The organism is Glaciihabitans sp. UYNi722 (assembly GCF_040549465.1).
Taxonomy (GTDB): Bacteria; Actinomycetota; Actinomycetes; order Actinomycetales; family Microbacteriaceae; genus Lacisediminihabitans.
Genome location: NZ_JBEPTL010000016.1, coordinates 55502 through 81391 on the forward strand (window position 1 = coordinate 55502; position 25890 = coordinate 81391).

Genomic DNA, 25890 nt, shown 5'->3' on the forward strand with positions numbered 1-25890 from the left:
GCCGTCAGCTAAGCGGTGGCCCGGGAGATGGTGAAGTTGATCGCCGCGCCCGAATGCGCGAACCGGTCGAAAATACGTGCCGGGTCGATTCCACGAATGCCTGGGCCATGGTCCCTGACGGTGACTGTCGCTGTCGACTTCCCCACATCCACGATCACCTGGACGATCGAGTCCTCCGGCGAGAAGCGAAGTGCGTTGTCGAGCAGCGCTACGTCACAGCGATGTGCGCTGGTGGCCGACAGGTACATACTGGCATCGACCGGCGCGATGAGTTCGATGGCGATCGATCGCTCAGCACCGATCAGTTTCATTGACTCGACAGCCAGTTCGACGGCGGGAGTCAATCCCGTCGGCACCCGCGCGTCGACACCGCTCGATCCAACGGCCTCGGCCGATTCGAGCAAGTCGTTCACGATCTGGATCAGGGAATGGGTGTCCCGCCGAAGTTCGATGACGAGGTCCGCTGAAGGGTCATCGGCAGGCAGTTTTCGCTGCAGGATCTGAAGTCGCGCATCCAACACCGTCAAGGGCGTCCGCAGTTCATGGCTCGCATCCGCGACGAAAGAACGCTGGATCCGCAGGGCCTCGCCGAGGGGCCGGACTGCTCGGCGAGTGACCAACCAGCTCAGCAATCCGGCAAGCGCGATGAGAACGACGCCGAGAACCACCGCCGCTTTGAGGAGCGTGATCGCGTTGATGTCGAGATTGTCAGGATCCGGCACCGGCTCGAAGAGCTCCGACGGCGTGATCTCCGAGAGTATGAACACGAACACCGCGAGGATGACGACGAGCACAACGGCGGTCGACATCACCGTGATGCGCACGCCGACCATCCGTGAGGCTCTACGCACCGCCAGGACGTCGCTATCGACGATTCGGCGAGTGGATATGTTGCGACTCATGGCTGCCCCAGTCGATAGCCCCGACCGCGAACAGTCAGCACGATAGCGATATCTGTCTTGCGACGGAGATAGTGGATGTAGGTGTCCACGGTGCCAGGACGGTCCTCTGCGCTGAATACAGCCGTGAGGATCTGGTTGCGCTAGAAGGTCCGCTGGGGATTCTCGGCGAGCAGCGTGAGAAGGTCGTTTTCCCGCTCTGTAAGCAGAATGCGACCGTCATAGGGGGAGTAGACAGTCCGGCTGTCGGGATAGAACTCCCAGTCGCCGACGCTTAACGACCGGCCTTCGCCGGTGAACACGCGACGTAGGGCGCGAAGACGAGCAAGCAGCTCATCGAACTCGAAAGGTTTGACGAGATAGTCGTTGGCGCCAGCGTCGAGCCCGTCGACTTTGTCACGAATAGTTCCGAGTGCCGTTAACAACAGGATCGGCGTGGTGATCAGCTTGCGACGCAAAGTATCGACCACCCCGAGGCCGTCCAGTGTCGGAAGTCGTCGGTCGATCACCATCACCTCGAACTCCGATTCGAGTGCGACAGCGGCGCCCTCGCCCCATCCGCCACGAGAGTGACCTCATAGGTTTCGGCGAGAACCTGAGCCATCAGGGGACCGAGCTGCGGGTCGTCTTCAATCAGCAGCAATCGGGGCAATTCCAGTGGGATGGCGGCCATCGGGATCAGCCATCGACGCCCGAGGCCGACGCTGTGGAGTCGGAGCAGGCAGACTCGTGACTCGGAACGGACCTCAGCGACACGGAGTCCGGCGCACATCCGACTGGCCGTATTCATGCTCTGATGGAGTCATCGATATGGCGTGACGCGGCAACCGATTTCGATGGCAACCGAGGGAGTGGCATGAATCCAATTATCACGCTCGTCGCGGTTCTCGTTCTCGCCGCGATAACTCTCGGGATCGTCCTTGCGCTGAAGCTCGAGCATCCGTGGCTGCAGCCGTGGGCGATCGCGCGCGCTGTTGTGCAACTCGGGATTCTCAGTGTCATCCTGAACGGGGTGATCAGCGACGGCCGGTGGGTCGCTGTCTTCCTCGCCGTCATGGTGATCGCAGCGACCTGGGTGATCTTCCGGCGGCTACAGCTCAAATCCCGGTATCTTCCGTTCATCGTGGGCACGGTAGCAGTCAGCTCTGTGGTGCCGCTCACCGTGGTTTTCGTCGTCGGGGCGATCGATTTCAGCCCTCGCTACCTCCTCGCGGTGGGAGGAATCATCATCGGCAATGCGATGACCGTCTCCACCCTGATGGGTCGGACCCTCGGATCGACTTACCTCGCTCAGCGGGATGAGATGGAGGCTTGGCTGTCGTTGGGCGCCACGCCGCGGCGTTCGGCCCTGCGAGCGGTGAGGTTCGCCGCTTCGACTGCCCTCATCCCGTCCACCGACCAGACCCGTACCACCGGCATCGTGACGTTGCCCGGCGCGTTTGTTGGTGCGGTCTTTGCCGGCGCCTCACCACTCGAGGCCGCCCAATTCCAAGTTATCGTGCTCGCCGCGATCCTCGCCGCCGGCTCACTGACCGTCGCGAGCTTCACCTGGATCTTCGGCGCACCAGCCCTGCTGCCGCTGGACGAGCAGCCGCTTGGTGGGAGTCGGGCAACCGTTCACGCTGCGCGCTGACCGACAACGGCGGGTCCCATGATCATGTCGACCATGAAACCCGCCGTCGTGTCGAGGTCAGACGCGCTTGTTGCCGGTGAGGAAACGCAGCAGGAACACGATGGCCGCGATCACCAGGAGCACGACGCCCACCCACAGCAGGAAGTTGAGCGATGACACGAACCCTCCCGTGAGCAAGAGGATGACGGCGATGACAGCAATGATGATGACGAGAATATTCATGTAATCCCTCCCGAGATTCGTTGAGCCTGAAGGCGACACCCAACCTATTGAGCCACCACAGCGATAGATAGGGCTTGCAGTCGAGGACTTGGGGGAGTACTGCGCGAGAATCGCGACGGCTGAGGTTGCTTCCTCGACGATGCCGTCAGGCGATCCCGGAGTTTCCGAGCAGCGCTCCGATGGTGAAGGTCGCCACCAGGGCGATCGCCCCGCCGATAACCACCCTGATTGCGGCACGGAGCCTCCCGCTTCCGCCCAGGTGCGCACTCAGTACTCCGGTACCTGCCAGGGCGAACATCACCACCATGAAAGTCGCCACCACGCGAACGGATTCCGGCGTCAGAAGGATCACCAGCAGTGGCACGATTCCACCGACCAGAAACGCAACAGCCGAGGCGAACGCCGCGTGCCATGGGCTGACGACATCGTTCTGGTCGATATTCAATTCGGCAGAGAGATGGGCGGTAAGGGCATCCTTTTCGGTGAGTTCCTTCGCCACCTGCATCGCTGTCGACTCCGAAAGCCCCTTCGCCTCGTAGAGCCCCGCGAGTTCGAGAAGTTCCTCCTCCGGCGTCTCCTCCAGCTCGCGTCGCTCTTTTGCGATCAGGGACCGCTCGCTGTCCCGCTGACCGCTGACCGACACGTATTCACCGAGCGCCATCGAAATCGCACCGCCGATGAGCGCCGCAGCGCCCGCGGTGAGAATCGGGGCATTGGCCGTGGTTGCGCCTGCCACGCCGACAACGATTGCCGCCACCGAGACGATGCCGTCGTTCGCACCGAGCACTCCGGCGCGAAGCCAGTTCAGTCGCTGGGCGGTTCCTCCTCGGTGAGGCTCGTCTGCTTGCTGGTACGGCGGGTTGTTCTGTGCGGATGCCATAGCTCATAAAACCACCGCAGCCCTCGGAATACCACGAAGGTGAGGCTGCCCTGCCTGTCAGACCTGAGGCTGGAAGATGCTCCGCACGCCGACACCAGCTTCGCCCTGAATCGCAAGATCCCGCAGGTAGACGAGCTCGATGTGTGGTCGGTATGGTGTACTCGCGTGCGGCCTGGACACCGTGGCGCAGGCATCTCACATCACCTGCTGGCTGCTGCCGTGCAGTGCGCTCGCGATCACGGCGCGCCCGCGATCGAGGGCCATCCCGTCGACAATCATGGCGAAAAGGTCGATCTCACGATGGCATACGTTGGCACTCGAGATCTCTTCGAGAAGGGCGGCTTCGTCCAGGCCGCGGTGACGGATTCGATACTCAACGGGTTTCCTCGGGTACTGATGCGGCGCGATCTGCGCTGAGTTGCATCAGCCGTCTTCCCTCGAAGCGCGTTGTCCGACCGGGGGCACAGAAACGGATACCAGCCGAGATGAGGCGACGCTGCGCCGCTGAGCTATAAGCACTCCGAGCACGACCAGCGCCGTGCCGATGCCCTGACGCAGGCCGAAGTGCTCTCCGGCGAGCAGGGTGCCGAGCAACACGCCGGTAACAGGGTTCAGAAGTCCAATGAGACCGACGGTCCCGGCCGGTAGGTGGCGCAGTCCGGTGAACCACGCGACGAAGGCAATGGCTGTCGCAACAACCGTCACGTAGCCGAATCCGACAAGTTGCGAAGCATCCAGTGCCGGGGGAGCACCCTCCCAAACTACGGCCACCGGAAGGATGAGCATGCTGCCGCCCACGAGCTGCCAGGAGGTGACGGCGAGCGTGGATTCAGTCGGACCCCATCGCTTGGTCAGGATGTATCCCGTTGACGACATCAGCATGGCCGCGAGCGACGCGGCGATGCCCCAGGGATCTACGCTCAGTCCACCCTGGATGAGCAACACGCATACGCCCGCCAATCCGATGCCCGCGCCGATCACGGCACGCACGGTGGGTCGCTCGGCCAGCAGCGGCCAGGCGAGAAGCATCAAAACGACGGCGGATGTCGCCATGATCGTGGATGCGACGCTCGAAGGCAAGAGTTGCGATGCGACGTAGATGAGCACAAAGAAGGCCCCGACATTGAGGGCGCCGAGCACGAGAGATCTCCACCACCACGAGCCCCGCGGCAGGCGCCGGGCGATGAGCAGCAGGATGATGCCAGCCGGCAGCGCACGGAGCTCGGCACCCCAGAGCGGATTGCCTTCCGGAAGGAACTGGCGGGTCACGAAGTAGTTCGAACCCCACGCGACGGGCGCGATAGCGGTGACGGCTATCCATCGCCATTTAGCTTCCATGGAAGTTATTATAGCTTCTCTGGAAGCTACAATCGGGGATGTGACTGACATCGGTGACCGTGTATCCCAGATCCAGGCCGAGTGGATGCGAGAGCGCCCCGATCTCGATGTCTCACCACAGGCGATCATCGGGCGACTTCACCGGCTCGCGGCACACCTCACCGACGAACTCACTGCCGTATACGCGCGACATAGCCTGGGGGAGGGCGAGTTCGATGTGCTCGCGACTCTACGGCGAACCGGCGCTCCGTTCGAGCGGGCGCCGGGCGAACTCGCGGCGCACACGATGGTCACGACCGGGGCGATGACCAAACGTCTAGACCGCCTGACCGTTAGCGGACTGGTCGAGCGGCGCATCGCCACCGATGATGCACGTCGACGAATCGTCGCCTTGACACCGAAAGGACTGGACGTGATCGACGCGGCGTTCACCGAACACATCTCTAACGAGCGACGCCTCGTCGAACAGCTCTCACCCGCGGATCGGGATGCTCTCCAGCCGATCCTCGAAAGGTGGCTGCGCGAGTACGAGACCCCGTAGGTCACAAGTCCGTTTGGGCAGTTTTGGGCAGGTCGAATCAGAGCACATCGGTTGGTGGCTCTGCCCGCCGGGCTGTTTCACACACATGACGAGCTGCCGAGCAACTGCAAGAGCAACATGCTCGCCGACATCTTCAGCAACGAGGGCCAGAGCGCCCGTCCACACATTCCCATCGCGAATGAAGATCGGGTCGGCGTCAAAGAATATCTCTGGATGCTCGGTGGCCAACTGTTGCGCGATCGACCAATGCGTCGTCGTTAGCCATCCCGTGAGTAGCCTGCGGCCGCGAGGATGTGCGCCCCGACACACCGATGCCATCCGCAGTGCACGGGTGCAGTCGCTCGAACCCACCCGACAATGGCTGGATCTTCAAGCGCGGCGACGCGACCACCCCCGAGAACTGCTGAACCCGGCACGAGATGCGTGTTAGTAGTCTCGTTATCGAGCTCGCCAAATGTGGCGTCCGGCAGAATGCAGACCCCGGCGGATGTACGGACGGGGTCGGCGTGTGGCGCGGCCAATGTGACTTCTCCTGATGAAGCATGTTGTCTGTCCGCACTATTTGCGGCGCGGAGGTCAGCGCGCAGGTCGTTCCGAGGCGGCGACATCGGCCTGAAGCCTGCGAATGATGGACCCGAGTATCCCGGACGCGAGAAGCCCCGGTCCCAGTGGACCCGCGGAATCCTCGCCGAGCAGTGGCAAGCAGGCGAGTGCCGACCTGGCTTCGGCACTCATGTGCTGAAGTTGCCAGCGGATCTCATCGTCGACCGCGTCGGGTCGCTCAGGCGTCGTCAAGGCAGCGGCTTTCGCGGCGTAAGCAGCCGCACCAAGGGCGTGGGCTCCCATGTGGGCAACGCCAGAGGCTTGTGCGGCGGCCCGCGCGGCCGCCACCGCAGCAGGGTCGGTCACGCTGCGCGCGGCCCGACCGGCGACGAACCGCCGGCGAATCTCTCCAGCGGCACCCAGCTCGCCACGACCGAAAGATCGGGTTCGAGCAATTGCGTCTCGTGGGCGATCATCTTCCGGATCCTCCGCTTCGAACAAGCCCAAGGCTCGATCGGCGCAGTCCGCAGCCCACATCGCGACAACGCGACGATCCGCTTCGCTCAGAGCCTGTGCAGAAACCACACCCTTACGATCTCACGCGGCGGCCGAACTGAGTGTGACGCTGGCCCGGCTCGGGCAGATCGCGCTCATAGAGTCTTTCAACTGGTGAAGCGTGGCACGCGTTGTCGCACCAAAGAGGTTCGAGGTGCCGAGCAGAATGGGCGCGGGGGTCATGGAGTGGAGTTCTTGCTCACGGCAGACCTAAGTTCTTTGAATACCTTGCGGTGTTACTTGCTCAGCCGCTTCAATCGCCGCAGGGTGGATTTGTTGGTCTTTACGAGCCCGACGCTTTTGTGGCGGGGGAGTTGAGGGCCGCTGCCGGCCAGTTCGAGGGCGGTCACCGCCGACGAGTGCGCTGTCTCACGGTCACCGAAATGGTCGGCTACTCGGATTCTGGCCAGGTGCCATCGGAAAAGGGTGGAGTTGAACTTCGATTCGTGGCGGCTCATCCACGAATCGAGCAGGATGAGAGCGTATTCGACGTCGACTGCCCGGCCTTTGTCGAGGAGAACTTCGGCGAGGGATATTTCAGTCGCACCCGTGGTTCCGCTCAACGAAGGCTGCTCGGTCAAGACCCTCCAGTGGTAGCCGATGGCTTCGTCGCGATTACCTCGCCGCGCCGCGATACCGCCGAGGCTCTCCCAACCCGACACAGTCTGGAAGAAATAAGTGCCTTCGGCTATTCATCGCTCACACTTGTGATCATCCGGGTCCCGGAAGTACAGCATCCGAGGCGCGCCATTACCTCTCAAGTTACTTCAGCGTGGGGAGGCCCCAAGGAAGGCCTGGCATGCATCAGATGCAATAAAGCTTCTCTTACTTGACATAATGTGCATTATCAGCGATACTGAATAGCACGCCGGGAGGAGTCGACGCGGTTCACTGGCCGCGCTGCCGAACGCACTGTTCTGCGGGCCGACCCGTGAGTCCGGACTCGACGTCAGCAATGAGCGCCTGGATATCCTCTGACGTGGTTGCCTTTCGTTCTGAATTCTGCCGGTCAGCAGGAGGGCAACTGGCTACGGATGAGGCTGACGAGCTCTTCAGGTTCGTAGGGCTCCTTCGTGGAGATCAGTTCTGCCAGCGACCACCATCGATGTTCGAGCACATCGACGTGCTCCTCCGGTGTCCAGTTCACGCTTGATGGCTCGAACGTGGTCGTACGGGTTACGTAGTACTCCGCGTGACCGGTGTCGTGATCGCCGCCCTCGTAGTCGACGGCGAAATCGAGGTTCCATACGGCCGGCCCGAGATCCGGGATGTCCAGCCCCGTCTCCTCGAAGAGTTCGCGTCGTGCTCCCTGGTCGTGGTTCTCACCCGGCTCCACTCCCCCGCCTGGCGTGATCAAGCGTGTCTGTTGTGCAGGCACCGAGCCCTTGGTAAGAAAAAGCAGCACACGATCTCGCTCATCGAAGACCAGGATGCGCGAGGTCAAACGGTGACGATTAATCATGAAATGCGCTCAGGCGGTAGCGAAGTCGCTTACGTCGCCGACATAGCGCGTGTGATTGTCCGGGATCGGTTCGACGGCGGCCAGGGCCACCTCTGCGGCGAACTCGTTCACGTTATAGAGCCTGCCTGCGGCATCCTTGCGTGCACCGATGGCGCCGGGGTTCGCGCGCTCGAGCAGGGTAGCCGTGATGGTGCCCTCGATCATGTCGCCGGAGACGACGACGAAACCGATGCCCGCCTCATCCAGCACGGGAATGAGGCCGCGCAGGGCGTCCTCCCCCGCACGCTTGCTCAGAGCCACCGGGAGATATTCCGGCATCGTCGGTGTAGTAGCGATGAAGTGCGCCTGGTGACTGGTGACGAAGACGACCCTGGATCCTGGGGCCAGCAGCGGCAGGGCGGCGTTCAGCAGGGTCACCTGGGCGTCGCGGTTGAGCTGCATCGCGTAGTCCTCAGCCATGCCGGATTCCATGCCGCCCGAGGCATTCAACACCAGGATGTCGAGGCCGCCCCACTCGCTCTCGATCGTGTTGAACAGGGAAGCTACCGAGTCCGCATCAGTCAGGTCCGCTCCGATGCCGATCGCTGACCCGCCCTCGGCGTTCAGCTTGTCGACCAGCTTCTGGGCTCGTGCCGCCTTGTTGCGATAGTTGATCACGACGCTGGCGCCGGCCTCGCACAGAAATGTCGCGGTATCGGCTCCGATGCCGCGAGAGGATCCGGTCACAAGCGCGCGCAATCCGTCGAGAGAACCGGCGGCGAGTGGGTTGGTCACTGTCAAACTCCTGTATTTTCGCGGACCGGCCGATGCCCGCTCCAGCTCATGAGAATACCAACACAGATTGGCAAGGGGTGCTAGTTTCGACAGTGACACGACCTCTAAGGAGTGCCCACCATGGCCGTTGATTTCATCACCACGTACGCCTGGATCCTGTGGTTGGTCGTCATCCTGATCTTCATCATCATCGAAGTGACCACGGTCGATTTCACCTTCCTGATGCTGGCAGTCGGAAGCGTCGGCGGCCTGCTGTCGGGCCTTCTGGGGGCCCCGTTCTGGGCCCAGGTACTGATCGCCGGAGTGATCTCACTTCTGTTGCTCTTCACTGTGAGGCCTGCCCTGCAACGCGCCCTGCAGAAGGGCGGCGACGCCACCCCGACGAACGTCGAGGCCCTGCTCGGTCAGAGTGGTACCGTCACCACCGACTTCGTCGAAGGCCAAGGCCATGTGAAATTGGCCAACGGCGAGACCTGGACAGCGAAACTCTCCCAGCTCACCACAGAACGTCCGGTCGAATCCGGAGAACGTGTCGTAGTAACGGCAATCGATGGCGCGACCGCTGTGGTCGTTCCCGCTGAAAGGAATGCATCGTGACAACTGGCGAACTATTCGGCCAGATCGTGCTCGTGATCGTGCTCATCGTCGTCGCGATTTTCGTGCTGGTGATCCTGTTCCGATCGATACGTATCATTCCCCAGGCTCGCGCCGGCGTGGTCGAACGCCTGGGCAAGTACCACAAGACGCTAATGCCAGGACTCAACATTCTCGTACCCTTCATCGACCGCGTCCGCCCGCTGATCGACATGCGCGAGCAGGTCGTCTCCTTCCCGCCGCAGCCGGTCATCACCGAAGACAACCTGGTGGTCTCCATCGACACCGTCGTCTACTTCCAGGTGACGGATGCCCGCGCCGCAACCTACGAGATCGCCAACTACCTCGGGGCCGTCGAACAACTCACAACCACCACCCTGCGTAACGTGGTCGGTGGCCTGAACCTGGAAGAGGCACTGACCAGCCGCGACAACATCAACGGCCAACTGCGTGTCGTGCTGGACGAAGCAACAGGCAAGTGGGGCATCCGCGTCGGTCGTGTGGAACTCAAGGCGATCGACCCGCCACTCTCCATCCAGGACTCGATGGAAAAGCAAATGCGCGCAGAGCGTGACCGCCGTGCGCAGATCCTGACCGCGGAAGGTACAAAGCAGGCCGCCATCCTCCAGGCCGAAGGTTCACGACAGGCCGCAATCCTCGAGGCCGAGGGGTGGGCAAAAGCCCAGGTGCTGCGTGCGGAGGGTGAAGGAAAGGCGATCACGACCGTCTTCTCCGCGATCCACGAGGGTGACCCCGACAGTAAGCTGCTCGCCTACCAGTACCTACAAATGCTTCCGAAGATTGCCGAGGGTGACTCCAACAAGCTGTGGATCATTCCGTCGGAACTGACCGAAGCGGTCAAGAGCATCAGCAACGGGTTCCTCGGTGGTAACAAAGGTGCGACGCCGCCCACCACGTAGGCCTGATGATGACGGGGGCCGGTCTGCTGCAGACCGGCCCCCTGTCGTTGACAGCACCTACTTCTCCCCCGCTCCCCCGCGCGTTCTCGCCCATCGCGGCCTTGCGACCGAAGCTCCGGAAAACACTCTTCTGGCTTTTCTCAAAGCTCTCGCAGTCGGTGTTACCCATATCGAGACGGATGTGCATGCATCCGCCGACGGCGTCGCAGTGATCAGCCACGACCCCGACTTACGACGGGTGGCAGGGCGTACAGTTCGCGTCGACCAGTTGACGATGGCTGAACTCCGGCGCGTCGACCTGGGCAATGGTCAGACGTTCTCCAGTCTTCGCGAAGCGCTCGATGGTTTCCCTGATGCAAAATTCAACATCGATCTGAAATCACCGGATGTCGTACAACCGGCCGTCGACGCCATCCTCGAGGCGGGCGCAGCCGGTCGCGTTCTCGTCACATCCTTCGATGAGACTCGCCGTGCCGCCGCTGTGGCGCTTCTTCCCGGTGTGGCCACATCGGCATCCGCCACCACCTTCGCCTGGGCGCTGGTCACCGCGAAACTCGGACTGGGGTCACCCCTTCGCCGAGTGCTGCGAGGCATCCAGGCTGTTCAGATACCGCCTTCTCAGTACGGCCTGTCGATCGTCACTCCCCGCGTGGTCCGGATGATCCACGGCGCCGGTGTCGAAGTACATGTCTGGACCATCAACGACTCGATCGAGATGGCCCGACTGCTCGATATGGGGGTCGATGGACTGGTCACCGACCGTGCCGATCTCGCGATGAAGCTGCTTGATAATCGGTCAGATAGCCGAAAGTAGTCTGTGAACCAGCTGGGAACGCCGCGTAGCGGAAAGGTTATGCCCAGCTTGGGGGTTTATAACTGTGAATGCATCGCGAGAGAGGACCACACCATGGCGGATCGCAGTTTGCGCGGAATGAGGCTCGGATCCCAGAGCCTCCAGAGTGAAGAAGGCGTTACCTTCTCCCCGCGAAAGAAGAGTACTTACCAGGCAGCCGACGGAACCACCTTTGAGGTCACGTTTTCCGCTGATGCTGAGATCCCGACGGTGTGGGAATCACCGAAGAGCGGGCTGGAAGGCCGTCTGCTCGACGAAGCCGGTGTACAGGTCGAGCCGGAAGCATCGGACGCGAAAATTCCGCGCACACACTGGGACATGCTGCTTGAGCGTCGCACCCGTGCAGAGCTCGAAGAACTCCTGCAGGAACGTCTCGACTTCCTGCGGGCCCGCAAAGGCCAGCACAAGATCGGCGCCTGACCCGCACTGAGCTAATTTTTAGTTCTGAAGAGGCCCCACAGCGTTACGCGCAGTAGGGCCTCTATCACTATGCCAGCGTGCATTTTCGATCGCCCGGCAGCCCGCTCCACGAATGTGATCGGATGCTCGGCGACCGTCTTTCCGGCGCTCTCGAGATTCCACGCCAACTCCACCTGGAAGCAGTAGCCCTGCGACGATACCGAGGAAAGGTCGAGTGACCGCAGCGCGTCGGACGAGTAGACCCGGTATCCAGCGGTGATGTCATTGATGCGGGATCGGAGCACCGTGCGGGCATACCAGTTGCCGGTGCGGGAGATGGCCTGTCGAAGCCACGGCCAGTTGCGAACCGAGCCACCTGCCACCCAACGCGACCCGATCACCAACTCTGCGCCGGCATCCGCGATCTCCAGCATCGCCGGGAGTTCGGCGGGATCGTGCGAACCGTCGGCGTCGATTTCGACGACGAACCGATACCCTCGCGTGAGCGCGTAGTCGAAACCGGCGAGGTAGGCGCGACCCAGGCCGGACTTTCCTGCACGATGCATGACGGCGATGCCGGGGTCAGCCGCGGCAAGCCGGTCGGCGAGCTCGCCCGTGCCGTCCGGACTCGCGTCGTCGACGACAAGTACGTCTGCGATGGGAACCCACTGCCGGATCCGGCCGATCACGGACTCGAGGCTCTCGATCTCGTCGTAGGTCGGCAGGATGATGAGCGTGTCAGCCACGGCTTCTTCTCCGTCGCGGCCGCAGCAGAAGTCCGAGCACCAGGCCCGAGAGCCCGAGCCCCGCGGTCAACCATTCGATCGCCCGACTGTCCAGCGTCGCAGGAGTCGTCGTAGTGCTGAGCGGAATCCGCTGCACCATGGTCCCCGCGGTGAAGGTTGGCAATTGGTCGATGATGCGTCCGTCCGGCGCGAACATGGCGCTCACACCGACCGTCGAGGCGTTCACGACACTGCGACCCGTTTCGATCGCGCGAAGCCGCGCGATGGCCACCTGCTGGCTGCTCTCATCCGTGTGACCGAAGTCGGCGTTGTTGGTGGGCGCCAGGATGAACTGCGCCCCGCTGTCGACCATCCGGCTGATGAGGGCGTCATCCACGATGTCGAAGCAGATCGCGAGTCCCGCGACCGCGCCGTTGATGTCGAAGACGTTGTCACGCTGGCCGAAGGAGTAGTCGCGCGGCACCATGTCGAACAGGCCGGGTGCGAAGGGATACCAGAACTTGCGATCGGGAAGGTATTCGGCGAACGGAACCGGATGGATCTTGTCGTACTGGTCGACGGCGCCCTTGCCGTTCTCCCAGAGCAGCAGGCTGTTGAAGGTGCGCCCCTTGCTGTCTTCGGTAATCGTTCCAGTAACCAGCGGAGCCTTCATCGCCTTGGTCACGTAGTCGAGCGTCTGTGCGGCGACCCTGTTGCGCAGCGGGTCGATGTCTGAGGCGTTCTCTGGCCAAACCACGACATCCACGCTCGTGCCGATAAGAGGGATGGTGGCCTGCAGGTGGTCGTCGAGGATCTGGCCGGGTTGGAACTGCGCGAAGAGCCCGGAGTCCGAGTTGCCCTGCACAGACGCGACACGGATTGATCCGGAGGAGACGACAGGCCACGCGGGGATCAGCAACGCTAGCAGGAAGGCTGCGCTCGCGACGATCCCGCGCACCGTCCATGCCGTCGACACCTCACGGATGGCCTGCAGCACCACCGCGCTGAGGAAAGCGATCACAAAGCTCAGGCCGGAGACGCCCAGCCAGGCGACGAGCGGAGCGAAAGGGCTATCGGACTGGGAGAAGGCCAGCCGCCCCCAGGAGAAGCCGCCGTATGGCCAGACGCTGGTGATCGCTTCACGGAGCACCCACAGCCCGGCGAGTACCACAGGCATCATGAGCAGGCGGCCGGCAGTGCCGGGCCACACCCGCGGGACGAAGCGCCAGGCAAGGGCGATGAGCGCCGCACCGAGGGCGAAGAAGATCGCTTCAAGACCGGCGAGGGCAAGCCACGGCACCGCACCGAGATAGACGGTCAGCCAGAGAATGTGGTTGCCGAAGAAGGCGAAACCTCCGACGAAGCCGATGAGCAGTGATGCCCATACCCTGCGACCGATGAGCGACCAGAGCATCAGCCCGGTGCCGACGAAGATCAGGGGCCACCAGCTCAGACCGGGAAACGCACCGGCGTTGAGGAATCCCGAGACGGCGGCAGCCAACACGGCAACCCAGAGGGGTAGCAGCGGTCTCCGGGGCCTCAGTCGCACTGGTAAAGCCTAGGTCTCCGAAGATGTGAACGAGGACAGAGCGTCAAGCCACGGAAGAATAGGCCACGATGCCGCGACGGATCGAATCGAGGGCCTTGCGCGCGGTGCGACCGACCTGGCCGTCGGCGACCACGGAGAGCTGGTCCAGCAGGTCGATGGTCTGCTTCGTCATCCGCACGAAGTCTCCCGCGGCGAGCTCGGCGTCGTTCAGCACCGAATCCAGCGGAGCGCCCTGAGCCCAGCGGCTCATCGCCAGCGAGAGGCCGGTGGAGAGCGGATTGCTTCCTGGCAGGCGATGCTCGCGTTCGATGTCGTCGAGCTTGCTCCAGAGGTCTGTGGTCTTGTCGTAGGCGGGGCGGAATGCGCCGCGCGGCAGGTAGCGATCGGAAGGTTGCCCCTCGTCACGACGGGGCTCGTAGACCAGCGCTGCAGCCATTGCTGCGAGCCCGGCCGGATCGAGGTCGTTCCAGACCCCACGCCGCAGGCACTCGGCCACGAGCAGGTCGCGCTCGCCATAGATACGCCGAAGCGTACGGCCATGCACGGATGCGGTGACCTCCCCGGACTCCGAACGAAGCAGGTACCCTAGCTCGAGCAGCACGTCGCTGACGCGATCGAAAATCTTCGCGACGGCACCGGTTCGGCTGCGGATCTGGCGACCCAGGTCATCCGTCTGCCGCTTCAGCTTCCACCACCGCTCGGCCCAGCGAGCGTGTGCCTCGCGGTCGTTGCAGGTGTGGCATGGATGCTGTTTCAACCGCTTGCGAAGCACCGTCAACTGGTTCTGTCGACGGTCGCGTTCACCCCTACTCTGCGCGTCCGCTCGCACCGCACCTTTGCGCTCCAGGTCGGTGAGCTCGCGACGGATGCCCGCATACTCGGCGAAGTTGCCGAGGTGACAGTGCATCGCCTCCTCGTATCCGGTGAGCGACTCCTCCTGGCTGCGCACCTTGCGTGCCAGGTCGACAACGGCGCGGTCTGCCTGGAACTGCGCGAAGGACGACTCGAGGATGTCGCGGGTGCGCTCCCGACCAAACTGCTCGATGAGGTTGACCGCCATGTTGTAGGTCGGCGAGAAGCTCGAATTGAGCGGATAGGTGCGACGTGACGCGAGTGAGGCGACTGCCTGGGGGTCGAGACCGTCCTGCCACTGAATCACCGAGTGGCCTTCCACGTCGATGCCCCGACGGCCCGCACGACCGGTGATCTGGGTGTACTCCCCCGGCGTGATCGGTACGCGCGCTTCGCCGTTGAACTTCTCGAGTTTCTCCAGCACCACGGTCCTAGCCGGCATGTTGATGCCGAGCGCGAGGGTCTCGGTGGCGAAGACGGCCTTGACCAGTTTCTTCTGAAACAGCTCCTCCACAACTTCTTTGAAAGCTGGCAGCATTCCTGCGTGATGCGCGGCGACACCGCGTTGAAGCCCCTCGAGCCACTCCCAATAACCGAGTACGGCGAGATCCTCGTCGAGGATGGTGCGGCAGCGCTCCTCGACGATCGCGCGGATCTCATCGCGCTCGGCCTGGTTGGTGAGGCGCACACCCGCGCGAAGCACCTGTTTGACGGCCTGGTCGCATCCCAGCCGGCTGAAGATGAAGAAGATCGCGGGCAGTAGGTTGCGTTCGCCGAGCATCTTGACTACGCCCGCACGATCCATCTTGAGATCGTCGGGGCGCCCGCCGCGCGAGTGATAGCGGCCGACATCCCGCATCTGTCTGGAATTGAGGGTGCGCCCGCCATAGCGCGCCATCTGCACCAGCTCGGGATTCACCCTATTGGTTGCCGCGAGACCCGACGAATCGAAGAGATCGATGAGTTTGGTGCGCATGATCACGTGCTGGTCGAGCGGAACGGGCCGCTCCTCAGAGACGATCACCGCCGTTTCCCCGCGCACCGCCTGCAGCCAGTCGCCGAACTCCTCGGCGTTCGACACAGTCGCACTCAGCGACACCAGGCGCACACGCTCCGGCAGGTGGATGATCACCTCTTCCCACACCGCCCCGCGGAACCGGTCGGCGAGGTAGTGCACCTCGTCCATGATGACGAAGGCGAGGTCGTGCAGCAGGTCGGAGTCGGCGTAGAGCATGTTGCGAAGCACTTCGGTCGTCATCACGACGATGCGCGCGCCCGAATTGATGTTGGTGTCCCCGGTGAGGAGCCCGACCTCACTGGCGCCGTATTCGGCCACGAACTCCTGGAACTTCTGGTTGCTCAGCGCCTTCATCGGGGCGGTGTAGAACACTTTGGCCCGCGCATCCCGCATGGCGAGATACACGGCGAACTCGGCGACGATCGTCTTGCCTGCACCCGTCGGCGCCGCAACGAGCACGCTGTCGCCCTGTTCGAGCGCAGCGCAGGAAGTCAGCTGGAACGGGTCGAGATCGAAGGCGAGATTGCTGCGGAACTGCTCGAGACGCGGCGAACCCTGTCGGGTCGTGGATGCTGCGAAACGTTCCGAAGGCGACAGCTGGTCGGTCATACCGCGGCAGAGTCGCTGAGCTCAGCCGACAGTGCGTTCGCTCGCTTGGCCGCAATCCTGTCGTGCCAAAGCGCTATACCGGCGGCGATCAGATAAAGCACGATCATCGGCACTGCCAGAAGGAACATCGAACCGATGTCTGCGGACGGTGTGGCGACGGCGCAGAAGACGAAGATAACCAAGATGGCCCATCGCCAACTCTTGATGATGCTCTTGCCCGACAGGATGCCGATGAAGTTGAGAAGAACCAGGAAGACGGGCAGCACAAAGGCAATGCCGACGGCCAGCACCAGCTTGAGGACGAAACCCAGATAGTCCTTTGCTTCGATAATGCTGGCATCCTGGTTGGGTACGAATGACCCCAGCACCTGGACAATGTGCGGGAAGACGTACCAACCGGCAGCGCATCCCAGAAGGAAAAGTGGAATCGCGGTGAACAGGAACCCGAGGGTGTAGCGCTTCTCTTTCTTCGTCAATCCTGGAACGAGGAATGCGAGTATCTGATACAGCCAGATGGGGCTGGAAGCGACCGCTCCAACTGTCAATGCGACCTGCAGCTTCACGTCGAATGCTGCGCCGATACCGGAATAGTTCAACGTGGCGTTGTGGTTGCCGCTCGCCATGATCTTCACGGGTTCGCGGATGGCTTCAAGAACGTATGGCGCCACTATCCAGCCGCCCACTGACAGGACAACGACGGCGATAGCGGAAATGAAGAGTCGCTTGCGGAGTTCGACCAGGTGTTGACCGAGCGACATCCGGCTTTCGGTCTTCGCGCCCCGCTTGCTGCGCGTAGGCACGGAGACTATGGCTTGGTGCTGGACTTCGTGGAGTCCGTCTGCGCGCGAACCTCAGGCGAAGTCTCGTTGAGCTGGGCCGAATCTTCCCCAGTCTTCTTTTCCTGCTCCGGGGTCTTGATCTCGTTCTTGAAGATCTTCATCGACTGTCCGACGCTCTTCGCGAGACCGGGAAGCTTCGCCGCGCCGAAGATCAGCACGATGACGGCGAGAATGATGAGGGCGTGCCAGCCGGTGAGACCACTTAACATAATGCGGTGTCCTAACGATTCGAAGCTGCGTAACACACAGTTTACCGCCTGAGATCCGAAAGTCGCCTGTTACTCGTCCTTGAACCACTGGCGCGTGCTTGCATCCAGTCTAGTTATCACGCGCGCGCGGTCCAGTCGCGCGACATGACGATTTTCTTTTCGTTCCGCAGATCGAGCTCTCACGTACTCACGGCGTGCAACCACCTCAGACTTCTTGAGCAGTATCGAACGCTCAAATTGCTGATCATCGAGTACTTCGCTAGCGGCATCGAGGAGTTCGGCTTTTTCGGTGAGGCTCTCCAATTCACGGAAAACACCCAGTAATTTCTTGAACAACCGCCATGCCATCAGGCCGAGCATCGCGAGCATGGCCAGTGACAACCCGACCCAGATGATCACCCATGACCACCAGGGCATCAGTCGTCCTCGTAGCGGGCGGCCCCCGCAGCGGCCCACTCGGCCACCGCAGCCCTGGCATCCGCGGGTTCCACCACGGTCACGACGCCCGGCATCTGCCCGACAAGCCGCTTCAGCCCGTGGTAGTGCGAAACACGGAGCGAGGTGCGACGGCGTCCGTCGACCTCGGAGCTGGTGGCTCCATCCGGGATGTAGTCAGCCAAGAGGATCGCCGCAGCCGGGGCGACATCGATAGTGACCGACAGGTCGTCGTCCGAGCCTTCGAAAAGGGTGTCAGGCAGATGCACGTCGGCGGCGTGGAAGCTGATCGGCAGGTTTGTGATCACCGGATTGCCGATGCGGTCGAGGCGGAAGGTGCGCACCGCCTCGCGAAGGTGACACCATCCGCGCAGGTACCAGTCGGCATCCATCGACTCGATGCGCAACGGATCGACCCGCCGGCGCTCGTGCTGGCCACGCGAATTGAGGTAGTCGAACTCGATCTGCACGCCGGTGGCGACGGATTCGCGGATGAGCGCGAGGGTCGCATCGGTCTCCGAACCTTCCACCGCCACCTGGCTCGGCAGCGCGGAAGCGCCACGGGACAGCTTGGTCATGAGGGTCGCGATCGCGCTGCGGTCGGCATTCTCGGGAAGCGCCGAGAGGTACTGGAGTCCGGCGATGAGGGCTGCGGCCTCGCGTCCGGAGAAACGCGGGGCATCGTCGATCGCCACCAGGTTGGTCAGGACGATCTGGTCGTTGTCTTCGAAGTCGTCCCAGGCCAGATCGAAGAGGTCGCCGTGCTGGTACTGGCCCGTCTCCCCCGGTATGCCGGAGACAGCGATGAGTTCGACAGCCTCGCGCACCTGCTGCCGCTTCACCCCGAAATGATCGGCGGCTTCCTGAACGCTGATGCGCTCGTGCTCCATGAGGAACGGCACGAGGGACAGCAGGAAGGCGAGCTTGTCCTGGGCATGTAGCGGCGGTTGGCGCTCAGCCATTCGAAACCTCCTGGTTGATCAGATCAGGACGGTCGGTGTGATCGGCCACGGTCCTGAGCAGGCGGCTGCGCACTGCGGCACGCAGCACCGGCGGAGAGAGCACGAGCACCTCCGGTCCGTACCCGGCGAGTTCGTCGGCGAAGATATTCGCATCCGAGTAGTGCAGTCGCAGGGCCCCAGAGGGCAGGGTGACCGTTCCCCTGCGCTTATGCAGTCGGGTCGCGGCATCCGAATCCGCCATGACCTCGACATCGGCGGTGTGCGCGTTCCACACCTCCTCGAGCTCGCGAAGAGCGCGACCGGTCTGGTCGCCGCTCGGTGCGTGGAAGGTCGCACCGGTCAGCGTAATCTGGCTGACGATACGGCGTAGCAGGAAGGTCTTCGTGACCGCGGTGTCGGGCTCTTCGGCGTGCAGGTGCCAACGACCCTGGTGCTGCACGAGTGCGAGCGGCGCGACGGTGCGAATCCGGCCCTCCGCCTCCCCGGGTTTCAGGTAGGCGAATCGGACGACCGCGTTTTTTTCCAGCGCTAAGCGCAGAGGTTCGAATGCCGCGTCTCTCACCCTGAGCCTCGGGGCGTAGCCGAGCACCGGCTCGTCGGAGACCAGGCCTAGGCCCTTGAGCTTCATCACCGCGCGCCGGGACTCGGCGGAGAGTGAACCCTCCCGCCACACCATGGCAGCGAGGTTGAGCAGCGTGGTCTCTTCGGCGGAGAAGGTGATGTCGCTCGGAAGCTCGTAGGTGCCGCGAGGAATGCGATAGCGCAGGTTCTGGTTGTTGCCTGCCTGGCCGGGGCTTTCGATCGTCTCGAGTGGCACCCCGAGGTCGCGGATGTCGTCTTTGTCCCGCTCGAACTGTCGCTCGAGGTTGGCGTTGTCACCACCGGCATTGAACCTCTGGCGATAGCCCTGCACCGTGGACAGGACCTCGTTCTTGGTCAGCCCGGTTTCGGTCGCGAGCAGCGCGAGCACAAGGCTGAAGAGGCGCTCTTCGACGGGGATCTTGGCACTGCTGGCTGCTGACACGAGAAAAATCCTAGTTTGGTGGGAACTCGGAGACACTCGGCCTGTGTCTGTGGGAAGGAACTATTGCGCGATACCCAGAATATCGACGACGTAGACGGATGTGTTGTCGGTTGGCGCTTTTCCACTACCATCGGCGACGGCGGCGTCCTTCGGCGGGGCTACGACGAGAACCTGGGAGCCTACCCGCTGGCCGACGAGGGCTTTGGAGAGCCCGGTAGAGACGCTTGCAGCGCCGACCTGGATGACCGAGGCCTGATGCTCCGACCAGGTCGAATCGAACGGCTTCTTGTCTGTGAGGCTCCATGGCACCCCGGTGTACTGCACGATGAGATAGTTGCCGGTCTTGACCTTCGTGCCTGAACCCTGCTTGAGTACGTCGATCTTCAGCGATTTGGGAGCCGTGGAACTGGGGATCGAGATACCGGGCGTTCCATCAGCGGTGGTGACGACCAATGGCATGTCGTTCTGCGGAATCTGGTTGGCACCGTCCGCCTTCGCGAGGAAAGAGTTGCGGACATCCACGACGTAGACGAATGAGTCGTTTTTGCCGATGCCGTTGGCGTCGTCGGCCTGACCGCTGTGACTGTCTTTGGGCGAACCGACGATGACCACCCGCGAACCGACGGTCGCGCAACGGAGCGCCTCGGTGACGGAGGGGATGCTGGACTTGCCGACGGTGACGAGGCTGAAGCCGTCTGCCGCGTAGCTGGAGGATTGCAGTACCTTGCCGTTGGTGCCGTTGAGGATGGTGACATCAAGGGCTACCGGCTGGCCGTCCTGGATCGGCGCTCCCTTGCCCGCGATCACCTGGGTCTTCTCGTTGCTCTTGGTGTAGAGCGGCGTCGGGAACTTCACCTTCGGCGCGGTACCGAACTTGCCGGTCGCCGTGACCGCGGAGGATGCATTACCCGAAGAGACGAGCGGGTCACAACCGTTCGAGCCGGGGCCGCTGGCGCAGGCGGTAAGGCTTGCCAGTAGGGCGAGGGCAGCGATCAGCGCTGTGGTCTTGCGCACGAATCCTCATTTCGATCGAGCTCGTGGGATCTCACAATTCTAGAGTGACTCCGTGGGGGAAATCTCCGCCGCGGCGACGGCGTGGTCCGCGGTGGCTTGCGCAGCCCGCGCGGTCTTGCGCAGTCGCTTGTCGGTCACGGTGCGCTCACCGAGGCTGCCGGGAGTCCAGGCCTCGACATCCTCATCGCTGTAATCCGATTTGGAGAGTCGGCGTTTGAGCTGCGGCAGGGTGGTTTCAGGTGCAAGGCGACGCGCCGTGAGCAGGAATCCGGTGTGAGCGACCATGCGGTGGTCTGGCCGCACGGCGAGGCCCTCCACGTGCCATCCGCGGATCATGGTCTCCGAGGAGTCCGGATCGGTGAACAGGCCTGTTCCGCGGATCGCCTCGGCCACCCTGGAGAGCTGCGTGACGGTGGCGATGTAGCAGAGCAGCACTCCCCCGGGTGTCAGGGCGTCGGCCACGACATCCAGGCACTCCCACGGGGCGAGCATATCGAGCACCACACGGTCGACCGACCCTGGCTCGACTGCCGTCGGGAGGGATTCGACGAGATCGCCGACGGCGACCGTCCAGTTCTCCGGTTCAGCGCCCAGAAAGCTCACGACATTGCCTCGCGCTACGTGGGCGAACTCCTCCCGACGCTCGAATGACGTGAGTGAGCCGGTTGGGCCGATACCGCGGAGCAGCCAGAGACTCAACGCCCCCGATCCGACGCCTGCCTCGACGACCTTAGCTCCGGGGAAGATGTCGCCGAGGCTCAGTATCTGGGCAGCGTCCTTCGGATAGATGATCGCGGCGCCACGCGGCATCGACATCACGAAGTCGTTGAGCAGGGGACGAAGGGCAAGGTACTCGTCACCGTTCGTGGCCGTGACCACTGAGGCATCCGGAAGCCCGATCAGGCCGTCGTGGTCGACCATGCCGCGATGGGTGTGGAACACCTTGCCGGGCTCGAGCGTGATGGTGTTGAGTCTGCCCTTGGGCCCGGTCAGTTGCACACGGTCTCCGGCCCGGAATGGACCGCTCTGGCGGCGCACGGCGCTCATGCGACGCTCGTCTGCGCTGAACTGAAGAGTTGGGCGATGTCGGCGACGGTGCGGCCTTCGAGGGTCGGCCAGATCGTGTATCCCCGGCCATCCTCGAGAGGAGTATGCAGCGGGACACCGATCGAGACGGCGCCGGATGCCACGGCCGAGGCGAGCCCAGTCGTCGAGTCTTCGATCGCCAGACACTGACTCGCGTCGACCCCGAGCAGTTCTGCGGCGCGCAGGTACGGAGCGGGGTGCGGCTTGGAGTGCGCGACCTCATCGCCGGCCACCACGAAGTCGAAGGCGGCGAACGGCAGGGCTTCGGCGATGCGGTCGGCCATGCGCCTGATCGACATCGTGACGAGGGCCGTGCGAACGCCGGCGGTTTTCAACGCAACGAGGAGGTCCCACGCACCTGGGCGCCACGGAATGGAGATCTCGATCTGTTCGAGCACACGGGTGGTGAGGTGCTCGACGATCTCGTCGTCGGTGAGACCCACCCCCCTGTTGCGCAGCACGCTGGCCGAGTGCCAGAGGCCGGAGCCGACGAGGGTGATGGCATCCTCACCGGTCCAGGTTCCACCGTAGGACTCGACGAGTTCCGTCTCCGCGCTCATCCAGTACGGCTCGGTATCGACGAGGGTTCCGTCCATGTCCCAGAGGACGGCGGCAGGCAGGAGATCGGTCACAGAATCCGAGTTTAGACGGGCGAGGGTTCTATCCTTGACGAAGGGAGTCGGCCACAGGGGCTCGACGCCAGAAGGTGACGCGTGGCAGAGGCAAGAATCCTGAAGGGGCGACTGTTGGTCGTGGCCTTCGAGGGATGGAACGATGCGGGCGACGCCGCGAGCGGTGCGGTCAGCATGCTCAAAGACCTGCTCGACCTCTATCCGATCGCCGAAATCGACGCCGAACGGTACTTCGACTACCAGTTCAACCGTCCGACATCCACGCAGGATGAGGACGGCAATCGACTACTCGTCTGGCCGAGCGTCATGACCTACGGACCGACCTCTGTGCTCACCCAGCGCGCGCCAGGGCTGGCAACCGATGCCGACATCGATGTGAGCGCCGACAACGCCTCGAACGTCTACCTGCTGCTCGGCACCGAGCCCTCGCGCAATTGGAAGAGCTTCACCGCGGAGATCATGCAGACCATCACCGAGAATTCGATCGAGGGCGTGGTGTTCCTCGGTGCGATGCTCGCGGATGTTCCGCACACTCGCCCGATCTCGGTTTTCGTCACCAGTGAGAACGCAGAACTGCGGCACGAGCTCGGTGTCGAGAAGAGCGCATACGAGGGGCCGGTCGGCATTCTTTCGGTGCTCGGCGAGGCGGTGGAGAAGGCCGGGATTCCTACGGTATCGATCTGGGCATCCGTGCCCCATTACGTGCACAACGCGCCATCGCCCAAGGCCACCCTGGCGATCATCGACAAGCTCGAGGAGATCATCGACGTGGTGATCCCGCGCGGAGATCTCGTCGACGAATCGGCGGCCTGGGAAAGCGGCATCGACGTTCTCGCGGGCGAGGACGAGGAAATGGCCTCCTACATCTCCCAGCTGGAGCAGGCGCGCGACACGGTCGACTCACCGGAGGCGAGCGGCGAAGCCATCGCCCAGGAGTTCGAGCGGTACCTCCGGCGCCGCGACGGCAAAGCGGACGGTCACGGCAAGGGCGGGCCATCCGGTCCCCAGGGGCCCGACGACCGCTGGCCCAAGGACTGAGCCCGGCCCTCCTACCGCGCCGGCCCTCTGCCCACGCCGACCCTCTGATCGATCAGAGCAGCTGGACGCCGAGCAGGGCATCGATCGCGTCCACGAGTACAACGCTGGCTGAGCCGCCGGCCGCGATGTGTGAGTCGATCGCCGTGAGCGCGGCCGGGCTGTCAAGATCGTCGGAGAGCACCAACCGGAGCTCCGCGAGGAACGCGTCCGTTTCGTCAGCCATCGTCGCAGCCCAGGTTGTCCAGCGCTCCAGTCGCTTCCTCGCAATGTCGAGATGCGCGTCCGTCCACTCCCAGTCGGAACGGTAATGCTCCGAGAGCAGTGCCAGGCGGATCACGCGCGGATCGATGTCGGCGGCGGCGAGGCGCGAGACGAGCACAAGGTTGCCCAGCGACTTGCTCATCTTCTCGCCATGGTAGGCCACCATTCCCGCGTGGGAATAGATGCCGGCGAGTGCCTGTCCGTTCAGCGCTGTCGCGTGGCCCGCACTGAACTCGTGGTGCGGAAAGATCAGGTCGGAGCCGCCACCGTTGACAGTGATCGGCGACCGAAGGTACTTCATGGCGATAACGGAGCACTCGACGTGCCAGCCGGGGCGACCACGACCGAGCACAGAATCCCATGCCGGGTCGTCCGAACGCTCAGAGCGCCAAAGCAAAGGGTCGAGAGGGTCACGCTTGCCCGAGCGCTGCGGGTCTCCCCCGCGCTCCGCGCTGAGCTCCAGCATCGTGGCGCGATCGAGGTTGCTCTCCGCGCCGAGATGCCAGGCTGGAGCAGTGAAGCTACTGTCGAAGTAAAGGTCAGGTGCGGCATCCGGGCTGTCCACCGCGTAGGCGAGGCCTGCGTCTTCCAGGATTTTCACAGCATCCGCGACCTCCCCGATCACCTCGGTAACGGCGACGTAGTGGTCGGGCGGGATGATGCGCAGCTGCTCCATGTCGCCACGGAAAAGTTCGGTCTGCGCTGCGGCGAGGTCGCGCCAGTCCACCCCGTCACGGGCAGCGCGCTCAAGGAGCGGGTCGTCGACATCCGTGCTGTTCTGCACGTAATCGACGCTGAGGCCCGCATCCAGCCAGAGACGGATGAGCGTGTCGTAGGCCAGGTAGGTGGCGGCGTGGCCGAGATGAGTGGCGTCGTAGGGGGTGATGCCGCAGACGTAGATGCTCGCGACATCCTCAGTGCTGGTTTCGACCAGACGGCGAGTGGCCGAGTCGAAGATGCGCGGGATCGGACCGAAGCCAGGCAGCCTCGGGACTGTCGGTCGGGTCCACGTTTTCACCATTGAAGCTTAGGTGCGGAGGGCTTAGGCGCGTGGCGAGGAGCGGGAATCCACATCAGCGCGGTGTTTTGTTATCCGCGCTGCGGTTACAGCATCGGCGCGGATAACAAAACACCGCGCTGATGAAGGATTCACGGCCGGACGAACCTCGGCGCGTGCTAGTTCGGCCGCAGCACCCCGGTGAGCAGCAGGATGACGAGCGCCACCCCCAGAGCGAGACGGTAGATCACGAAGGGCAGGAACGATCGCTTCGAGATGTAGTTCATGAAGACGACGATCACCAGAAGCCCGACGCCGAAGGCGACCACCGTGGCCACCGCAGTCTCCGCGGGACCGAATACCTCCGGCACACCGCCTGATGGATGCTTGATCGTCTTGTAGAGCTCGAAGAAGCCACTGCCGATCACCGCAGGGATCGCCAGCAAGAACGAGTAGCGTGCGGCGGCAGCGCGCTCGTATCCCATGAAAAGGCCCGCCGTGATGGTGGCGCCAGAGCGCGAAACTCCAGGAATCAGAGCGAGCGACTGGGCGAAGCCGTAGATGGTGGCGTGCGGCACGGTGAGGTCTCTGAGTCTGCGCTTCTTAGCACCGACGTAGTCCGCGATACCGAGCAGGATGCCGAAGATGATCATGGTCGCTGCAATCACCCACAGGGAGCGCAGCGTGGTCTCGATCTGCTTCTGGAACAGCAACCCGAGCACCACGATCGGGATCGATCCGAAGATGATGTACCAGCCTATCTTGGCGTCGGAGTCGTTGCGCGGCACCCGCTTGAAAAGGGAAAGAAACCAGCGGGAGATGATCCGCCCGAGATCCGGGGCGAAGTAGACGATGACCGCTGCCTCGGTGCCCAGTTGGATGATCGCGGTGAACGCTGCCCCAGGGTCCGCACCGGTGCCGAGCAGCTCCCCCACGATGCGCACGTGGGCGCTGGAGGAGATCGGCAGGAACTCGGTGAGCCCCTGCACGAGCCCCAGAATGATCGCGTTGATAAAGCTCACATCGG

Annotated in this window: 32 protein-coding genes and 1 pseudogene; 9 read left to right on the forward strand and 24 right to left on the reverse strand. The window is 63.1% G+C overall.

Features of this window, described 5'->3' with window-relative positions; genetic code table 11:
- Positions 1–8 precede the first annotated feature (8 nt).
- The 4 genes from ABIB56_RS12405 to ABIB56_RS12420 are packed head-to-tail and all read right to left on the reverse strand — an operon-like array spanning position 9 to position 1689.
- Positions 9–902 (reverse strand): sensor histidine kinase, encoded by an 894-nt coding sequence (locus ABIB56_RS12405; protein ID WP_354569527.1) that lies wholly within the window; start codon positions 900–902, stop codon positions 9–11.
- The gene (locus tag ABIB56_RS12410; RefSeq protein ID WP_354569528.1) at positions 899–991 is read right to left on the reverse strand and encodes a helix-turn-helix domain-containing protein; all 93 of its coding nucleotides are present in this window, start codon (positions 989–991) and stop codon (positions 899–901) included. The genes ABIB56_RS12405 and ABIB56_RS12410 overlap by 4 nt, the downstream gene beginning before the upstream one ends.
- 51 nt (positions 992–1042) lie before the next feature.
- A complete protein-coding gene (locus ABIB56_RS12415; protein ID WP_354569565.1) occupies positions 1043–1411 on the reverse strand; it encodes a response regulator transcription factor in 369 nt (122 codons plus the stop codon).
- Positions 1411–1689, reverse strand: coding sequence for a hypothetical protein (locus tag ABIB56_RS12420; RefSeq protein ID WP_354569529.1), 279 nt, complete (start codon positions 1687–1689; stop codon positions 1411–1413). The genes ABIB56_RS12415 and ABIB56_RS12420 overlap by 1 nt, the downstream gene beginning before the upstream one ends.
- Before the next feature lie 66 nt (positions 1690–1755).
- Between ABIB56_RS12420 and ABIB56_RS12425 the strand changes: the two genes are divergently transcribed.
- Entirely contained in the window at positions 1756–2532 is a 777-nt protein-coding gene (locus tag ABIB56_RS12425) for an ABC transporter permease (protein ID WP_354569530.1), read from the forward strand.
- A 57-nt stretch (positions 2533–2589) separates the two neighbouring features.
- Here ABIB56_RS12425 and ABIB56_RS12430 read toward each other — a convergent pair whose 3' ends face one another.
- Positions 2590–2754: a hypothetical protein gene (locus ABIB56_RS12430; protein ID WP_354569531.1), complete on the reverse strand. Its 165-nt coding sequence runs from the start codon at positions 2752–2754 to the stop codon at positions 2590–2592.
- Between the two features lie 145 nt (positions 2755–2899).
- On the reverse strand, positions 2900–3634 hold the full coding sequence (locus ABIB56_RS12435) for a VIT1/CCC1 transporter family protein (RefSeq protein WP_354569532.1): 735 nt from the start codon (positions 3632–3634) through the stop codon (positions 2900–2902).
- 81 nt (positions 3635–3715) lie between these two features.
- On the opposite strand from ABIB56_RS12435, the pseudogene ABIB56_RS12440 reads away from it, so the two are divergent.
- Positions 3716–4051 (forward strand): annotated as a pseudogene (locus ABIB56_RS12440) (GNAT family N-acetyltransferase); the annotation flags it as partial.
- Positions 4052–4057: 6 nt separating this feature from the next.
- Here ABIB56_RS12440 and ABIB56_RS12445 read toward each other — a convergent pair.
- Positions 4058–4972, reverse strand: coding sequence for a DMT family transporter (locus ABIB56_RS12445; RefSeq protein ID WP_354569533.1), 915 nt, complete (start codon positions 4970–4972; stop codon positions 4058–4060).
- Between ABIB56_RS12445 and ABIB56_RS12450 the strand changes: the two genes are divergently transcribed.
- Complete coding sequence (locus ABIB56_RS12450) at positions 4971–5513, forward strand: MarR family winged helix-turn-helix transcriptional regulator (RefSeq protein ID WP_502917596.1); 543 nt, start codon at positions 4971–4973, stop codon at positions 5511–5513. The genes ABIB56_RS12445 and ABIB56_RS12450 overlap by 2 nt on opposite strands.
- A 54-nt stretch (positions 5514–5567) precedes the next feature.
- A complete protein-coding gene (locus ABIB56_RS12455) occupies positions 5568–5774 on the forward strand; it encodes a hypothetical protein (RefSeq protein ID WP_354569534.1) in 207 nt (68 codons plus the stop codon).
- Positions 5775–6089: 315 nt separating this feature from the next.
- Here ABIB56_RS12455 and ABIB56_RS12460 read toward each other — a convergent pair whose 3' ends face one another.
- The 4 genes from ABIB56_RS12460 to ABIB56_RS12475 form a co-directional block, all read right to left on the reverse strand.
- Complete coding sequence (locus tag ABIB56_RS12460; RefSeq protein WP_354569535.1) at positions 6090–6641, reverse strand: putative immunity protein; 552 nt, start codon at positions 6639–6641, stop codon at positions 6090–6092.
- Between the two features lie 206 nt (positions 6642–6847).
- Positions 6848–7174: a hypothetical protein gene (locus ABIB56_RS12465; protein WP_354569536.1), complete on the reverse strand. Its 327-nt coding sequence runs from the start codon at positions 7172–7174 to the stop codon at positions 6848–6850.
- Positions 7175–7620: 446 nt separating this feature from the next.
- Positions 7621–8055 (reverse strand): NUDIX hydrolase, encoded by a 435-nt coding sequence (locus ABIB56_RS12470; RefSeq protein WP_354569537.1) that lies wholly within the window; start codon positions 8053–8055, stop codon positions 7621–7623.
- A gap of 27 nt (positions 8056–8082) precedes the next feature.
- Positions 8083–8847 carry an SDR family oxidoreductase gene (locus ABIB56_RS12475; protein WP_354569538.1) on the reverse strand — a complete coding sequence of 255 codons (765 nt, stop codon included), beginning with the start codon at positions 8845–8847 and terminating at the stop codon, positions 8083–8085.
- A gap of 120 nt (positions 8848–8967) precedes the next feature.
- Between ABIB56_RS12475 and ABIB56_RS12480 the strand changes: the two genes are divergently transcribed.
- From ABIB56_RS12480 to ABIB56_RS12495, 4 genes are all read left to right on the forward strand, one after another.
- On the forward strand, positions 8968–9444 hold the full coding sequence (locus tag ABIB56_RS12480; RefSeq protein ID WP_354569539.1) for an NfeD family protein: 477 nt from the start codon (positions 8968–8970) through the stop codon (positions 9442–9444).
- Positions 9441–10361 carry an SPFH domain-containing protein gene (locus ABIB56_RS12485; protein ID WP_354569540.1) on the forward strand — a complete coding sequence of 307 codons (921 nt, stop codon included), beginning with the start codon at positions 9441–9443 and terminating at the stop codon, positions 10359–10361. The genes ABIB56_RS12480 and ABIB56_RS12485 overlap by 4 nt, the downstream gene beginning before the upstream one ends.
- Positions 10339–11175: a glycerophosphodiester phosphodiesterase family protein gene (locus ABIB56_RS12490; RefSeq protein WP_354569541.1), complete on the forward strand. Its 837-nt coding sequence runs from the start codon at positions 10339–10341 to the stop codon at positions 11173–11175. Before ABIB56_RS12485 ends, ABIB56_RS12490 begins: the two co-directional genes overlap by 23 nt.
- A gap of 93 nt (positions 11176–11268) precedes the next feature.
- On the forward strand, positions 11269–11634 hold the full coding sequence (locus tag ABIB56_RS12495) for an RNA polymerase-binding protein RbpA (protein ID WP_354569542.1): 366 nt from the start codon (positions 11269–11271) through the stop codon (positions 11632–11634).
- Positions 11635–11645: 11 nt separating this feature from the next.
- On the opposite strand, the gene ABIB56_RS12500 is transcribed toward ABIB56_RS12495, so the two are convergent.
- The 11 genes from ABIB56_RS12500 to ABIB56_RS12550 all read right to left on the reverse strand — a co-directional run bounded on the left by ABIB56_RS12500 (position 11646) and on the right by ABIB56_RS12550 (position 22567).
- Complete coding sequence (locus ABIB56_RS12500; protein WP_354569543.1) at positions 11646–12359, reverse strand: polyprenol monophosphomannose synthase; 714 nt, start codon at positions 12357–12359, stop codon at positions 11646–11648.
- Positions 12352–13887, reverse strand: coding sequence for an apolipoprotein N-acyltransferase (gene lnt, locus ABIB56_RS12505; RefSeq protein WP_354569544.1), 1536 nt, complete (start codon positions 13885–13887; stop codon positions 12352–12354). The genes ABIB56_RS12500 and lnt overlap by 8 nt, the downstream gene beginning before the upstream one ends.
- 43 nt (positions 13888–13930) lie before the next feature.
- On the reverse strand, positions 13931–16366 hold the full coding sequence (locus ABIB56_RS12510; protein ID WP_354569545.1) for a DEAD/DEAH box helicase: 2436 nt from the start codon (positions 16364–16366) through the stop codon (positions 13931–13933).
- Positions 16363–17166 carry a twin-arginine translocase subunit TatC gene (gene tatC, locus ABIB56_RS12515; protein WP_354569546.1) on the reverse strand — a complete coding sequence of 268 codons (804 nt, stop codon included), beginning with the start codon at positions 17164–17166 and terminating at the stop codon, positions 16363–16365. The genes ABIB56_RS12510 and tatC overlap by 4 nt, the downstream gene beginning before the upstream one ends.
- Before the next feature lie 5 nt (positions 17167–17171).
- Positions 17172–17414, reverse strand: a complete 243-nt coding sequence (tatA, locus tag ABIB56_RS12520) for a twin-arginine translocase TatA/TatE family subunit (RefSeq protein WP_354569547.1) — start codon at positions 17412–17414, stop codon at positions 17172–17174.
- A 69-nt stretch (positions 17415–17483) separates the two neighbouring features.
- A complete protein-coding gene (locus tag ABIB56_RS12525) occupies positions 17484–17831 on the reverse strand; it encodes a hypothetical protein (protein ID WP_354569548.1) in 348 nt (115 codons plus the stop codon).
- Positions 17831–18811 (reverse strand): helix-turn-helix transcriptional regulator, encoded by a 981-nt coding sequence (locus ABIB56_RS12530; protein WP_354569549.1) that lies wholly within the window; start codon positions 18809–18811, stop codon positions 17831–17833. The genes ABIB56_RS12525 and ABIB56_RS12530 overlap by 1 nt, the downstream gene beginning before the upstream one ends.
- Complete coding sequence (locus ABIB56_RS12535; protein WP_354569550.1) at positions 18804–19835, reverse strand: helix-turn-helix transcriptional regulator; 1032 nt, start codon at positions 19833–19835, stop codon at positions 18804–18806. Before ABIB56_RS12535 ends, ABIB56_RS12530 begins: the two co-directional genes overlap by 8 nt.
- 60 nt (positions 19836–19895) lie before the next feature.
- Entirely contained in the window at positions 19896–20849 is a 954-nt protein-coding gene (locus ABIB56_RS12540) for an FKBP-type peptidyl-prolyl cis-trans isomerase (RefSeq protein ID WP_354569551.1), read from the reverse strand.
- Between the two features lie 39 nt (positions 20850–20888).
- Positions 20889–21896, reverse strand: coding sequence for a tRNA (adenine-N1)-methyltransferase (locus ABIB56_RS12545; RefSeq protein ID WP_354569552.1), 1008 nt, complete (start codon positions 21894–21896; stop codon positions 20889–20891).
- The gene (locus ABIB56_RS12550) at positions 21893–22567 is read right to left on the reverse strand and encodes an HAD family hydrolase (RefSeq protein WP_354569553.1); all 675 of its coding nucleotides are present in this window, start codon (positions 22565–22567) and stop codon (positions 21893–21895) included. The genes ABIB56_RS12545 and ABIB56_RS12550 overlap by 4 nt, the downstream gene beginning before the upstream one ends.
- Positions 22568–22648: 81 nt before the next feature.
- On the opposite strand from ABIB56_RS12550, the gene ABIB56_RS12555 reads away from it, so the two are divergent.
- Positions 22649–23605: a proteasome assembly chaperone family protein gene (locus ABIB56_RS12555; RefSeq protein ID WP_354569554.1), complete on the forward strand. Its 957-nt coding sequence runs from the start codon at positions 22649–22651 to the stop codon at positions 23603–23605.
- 52 nt (positions 23606–23657) lie between these two features.
- Here ABIB56_RS12555 and mshC read toward each other — a convergent pair whose 3' ends face one another.
- Both mshC and ABIB56_RS12565 read right to left on the reverse strand, forming a co-directional pair.
- Positions 23658–24884, reverse strand: coding sequence for a cysteine--1-D-myo-inosityl 2-amino-2-deoxy-alpha-D-glucopyranoside ligase (gene mshC / locus ABIB56_RS12560; protein WP_354569555.1), 1227 nt, complete (start codon positions 24882–24884; stop codon positions 23658–23660).
- Between the two features lie 158 nt (positions 24885–25042).
- Positions 25043–25885: an undecaprenyl-diphosphate phosphatase gene (locus ABIB56_RS12565; RefSeq protein WP_354569556.1), complete on the reverse strand. Its 843-nt coding sequence runs from the start codon at positions 25883–25885 to the stop codon at positions 25043–25045.
- Positions 25886–25890: the final 5 nt, after the last annotated feature.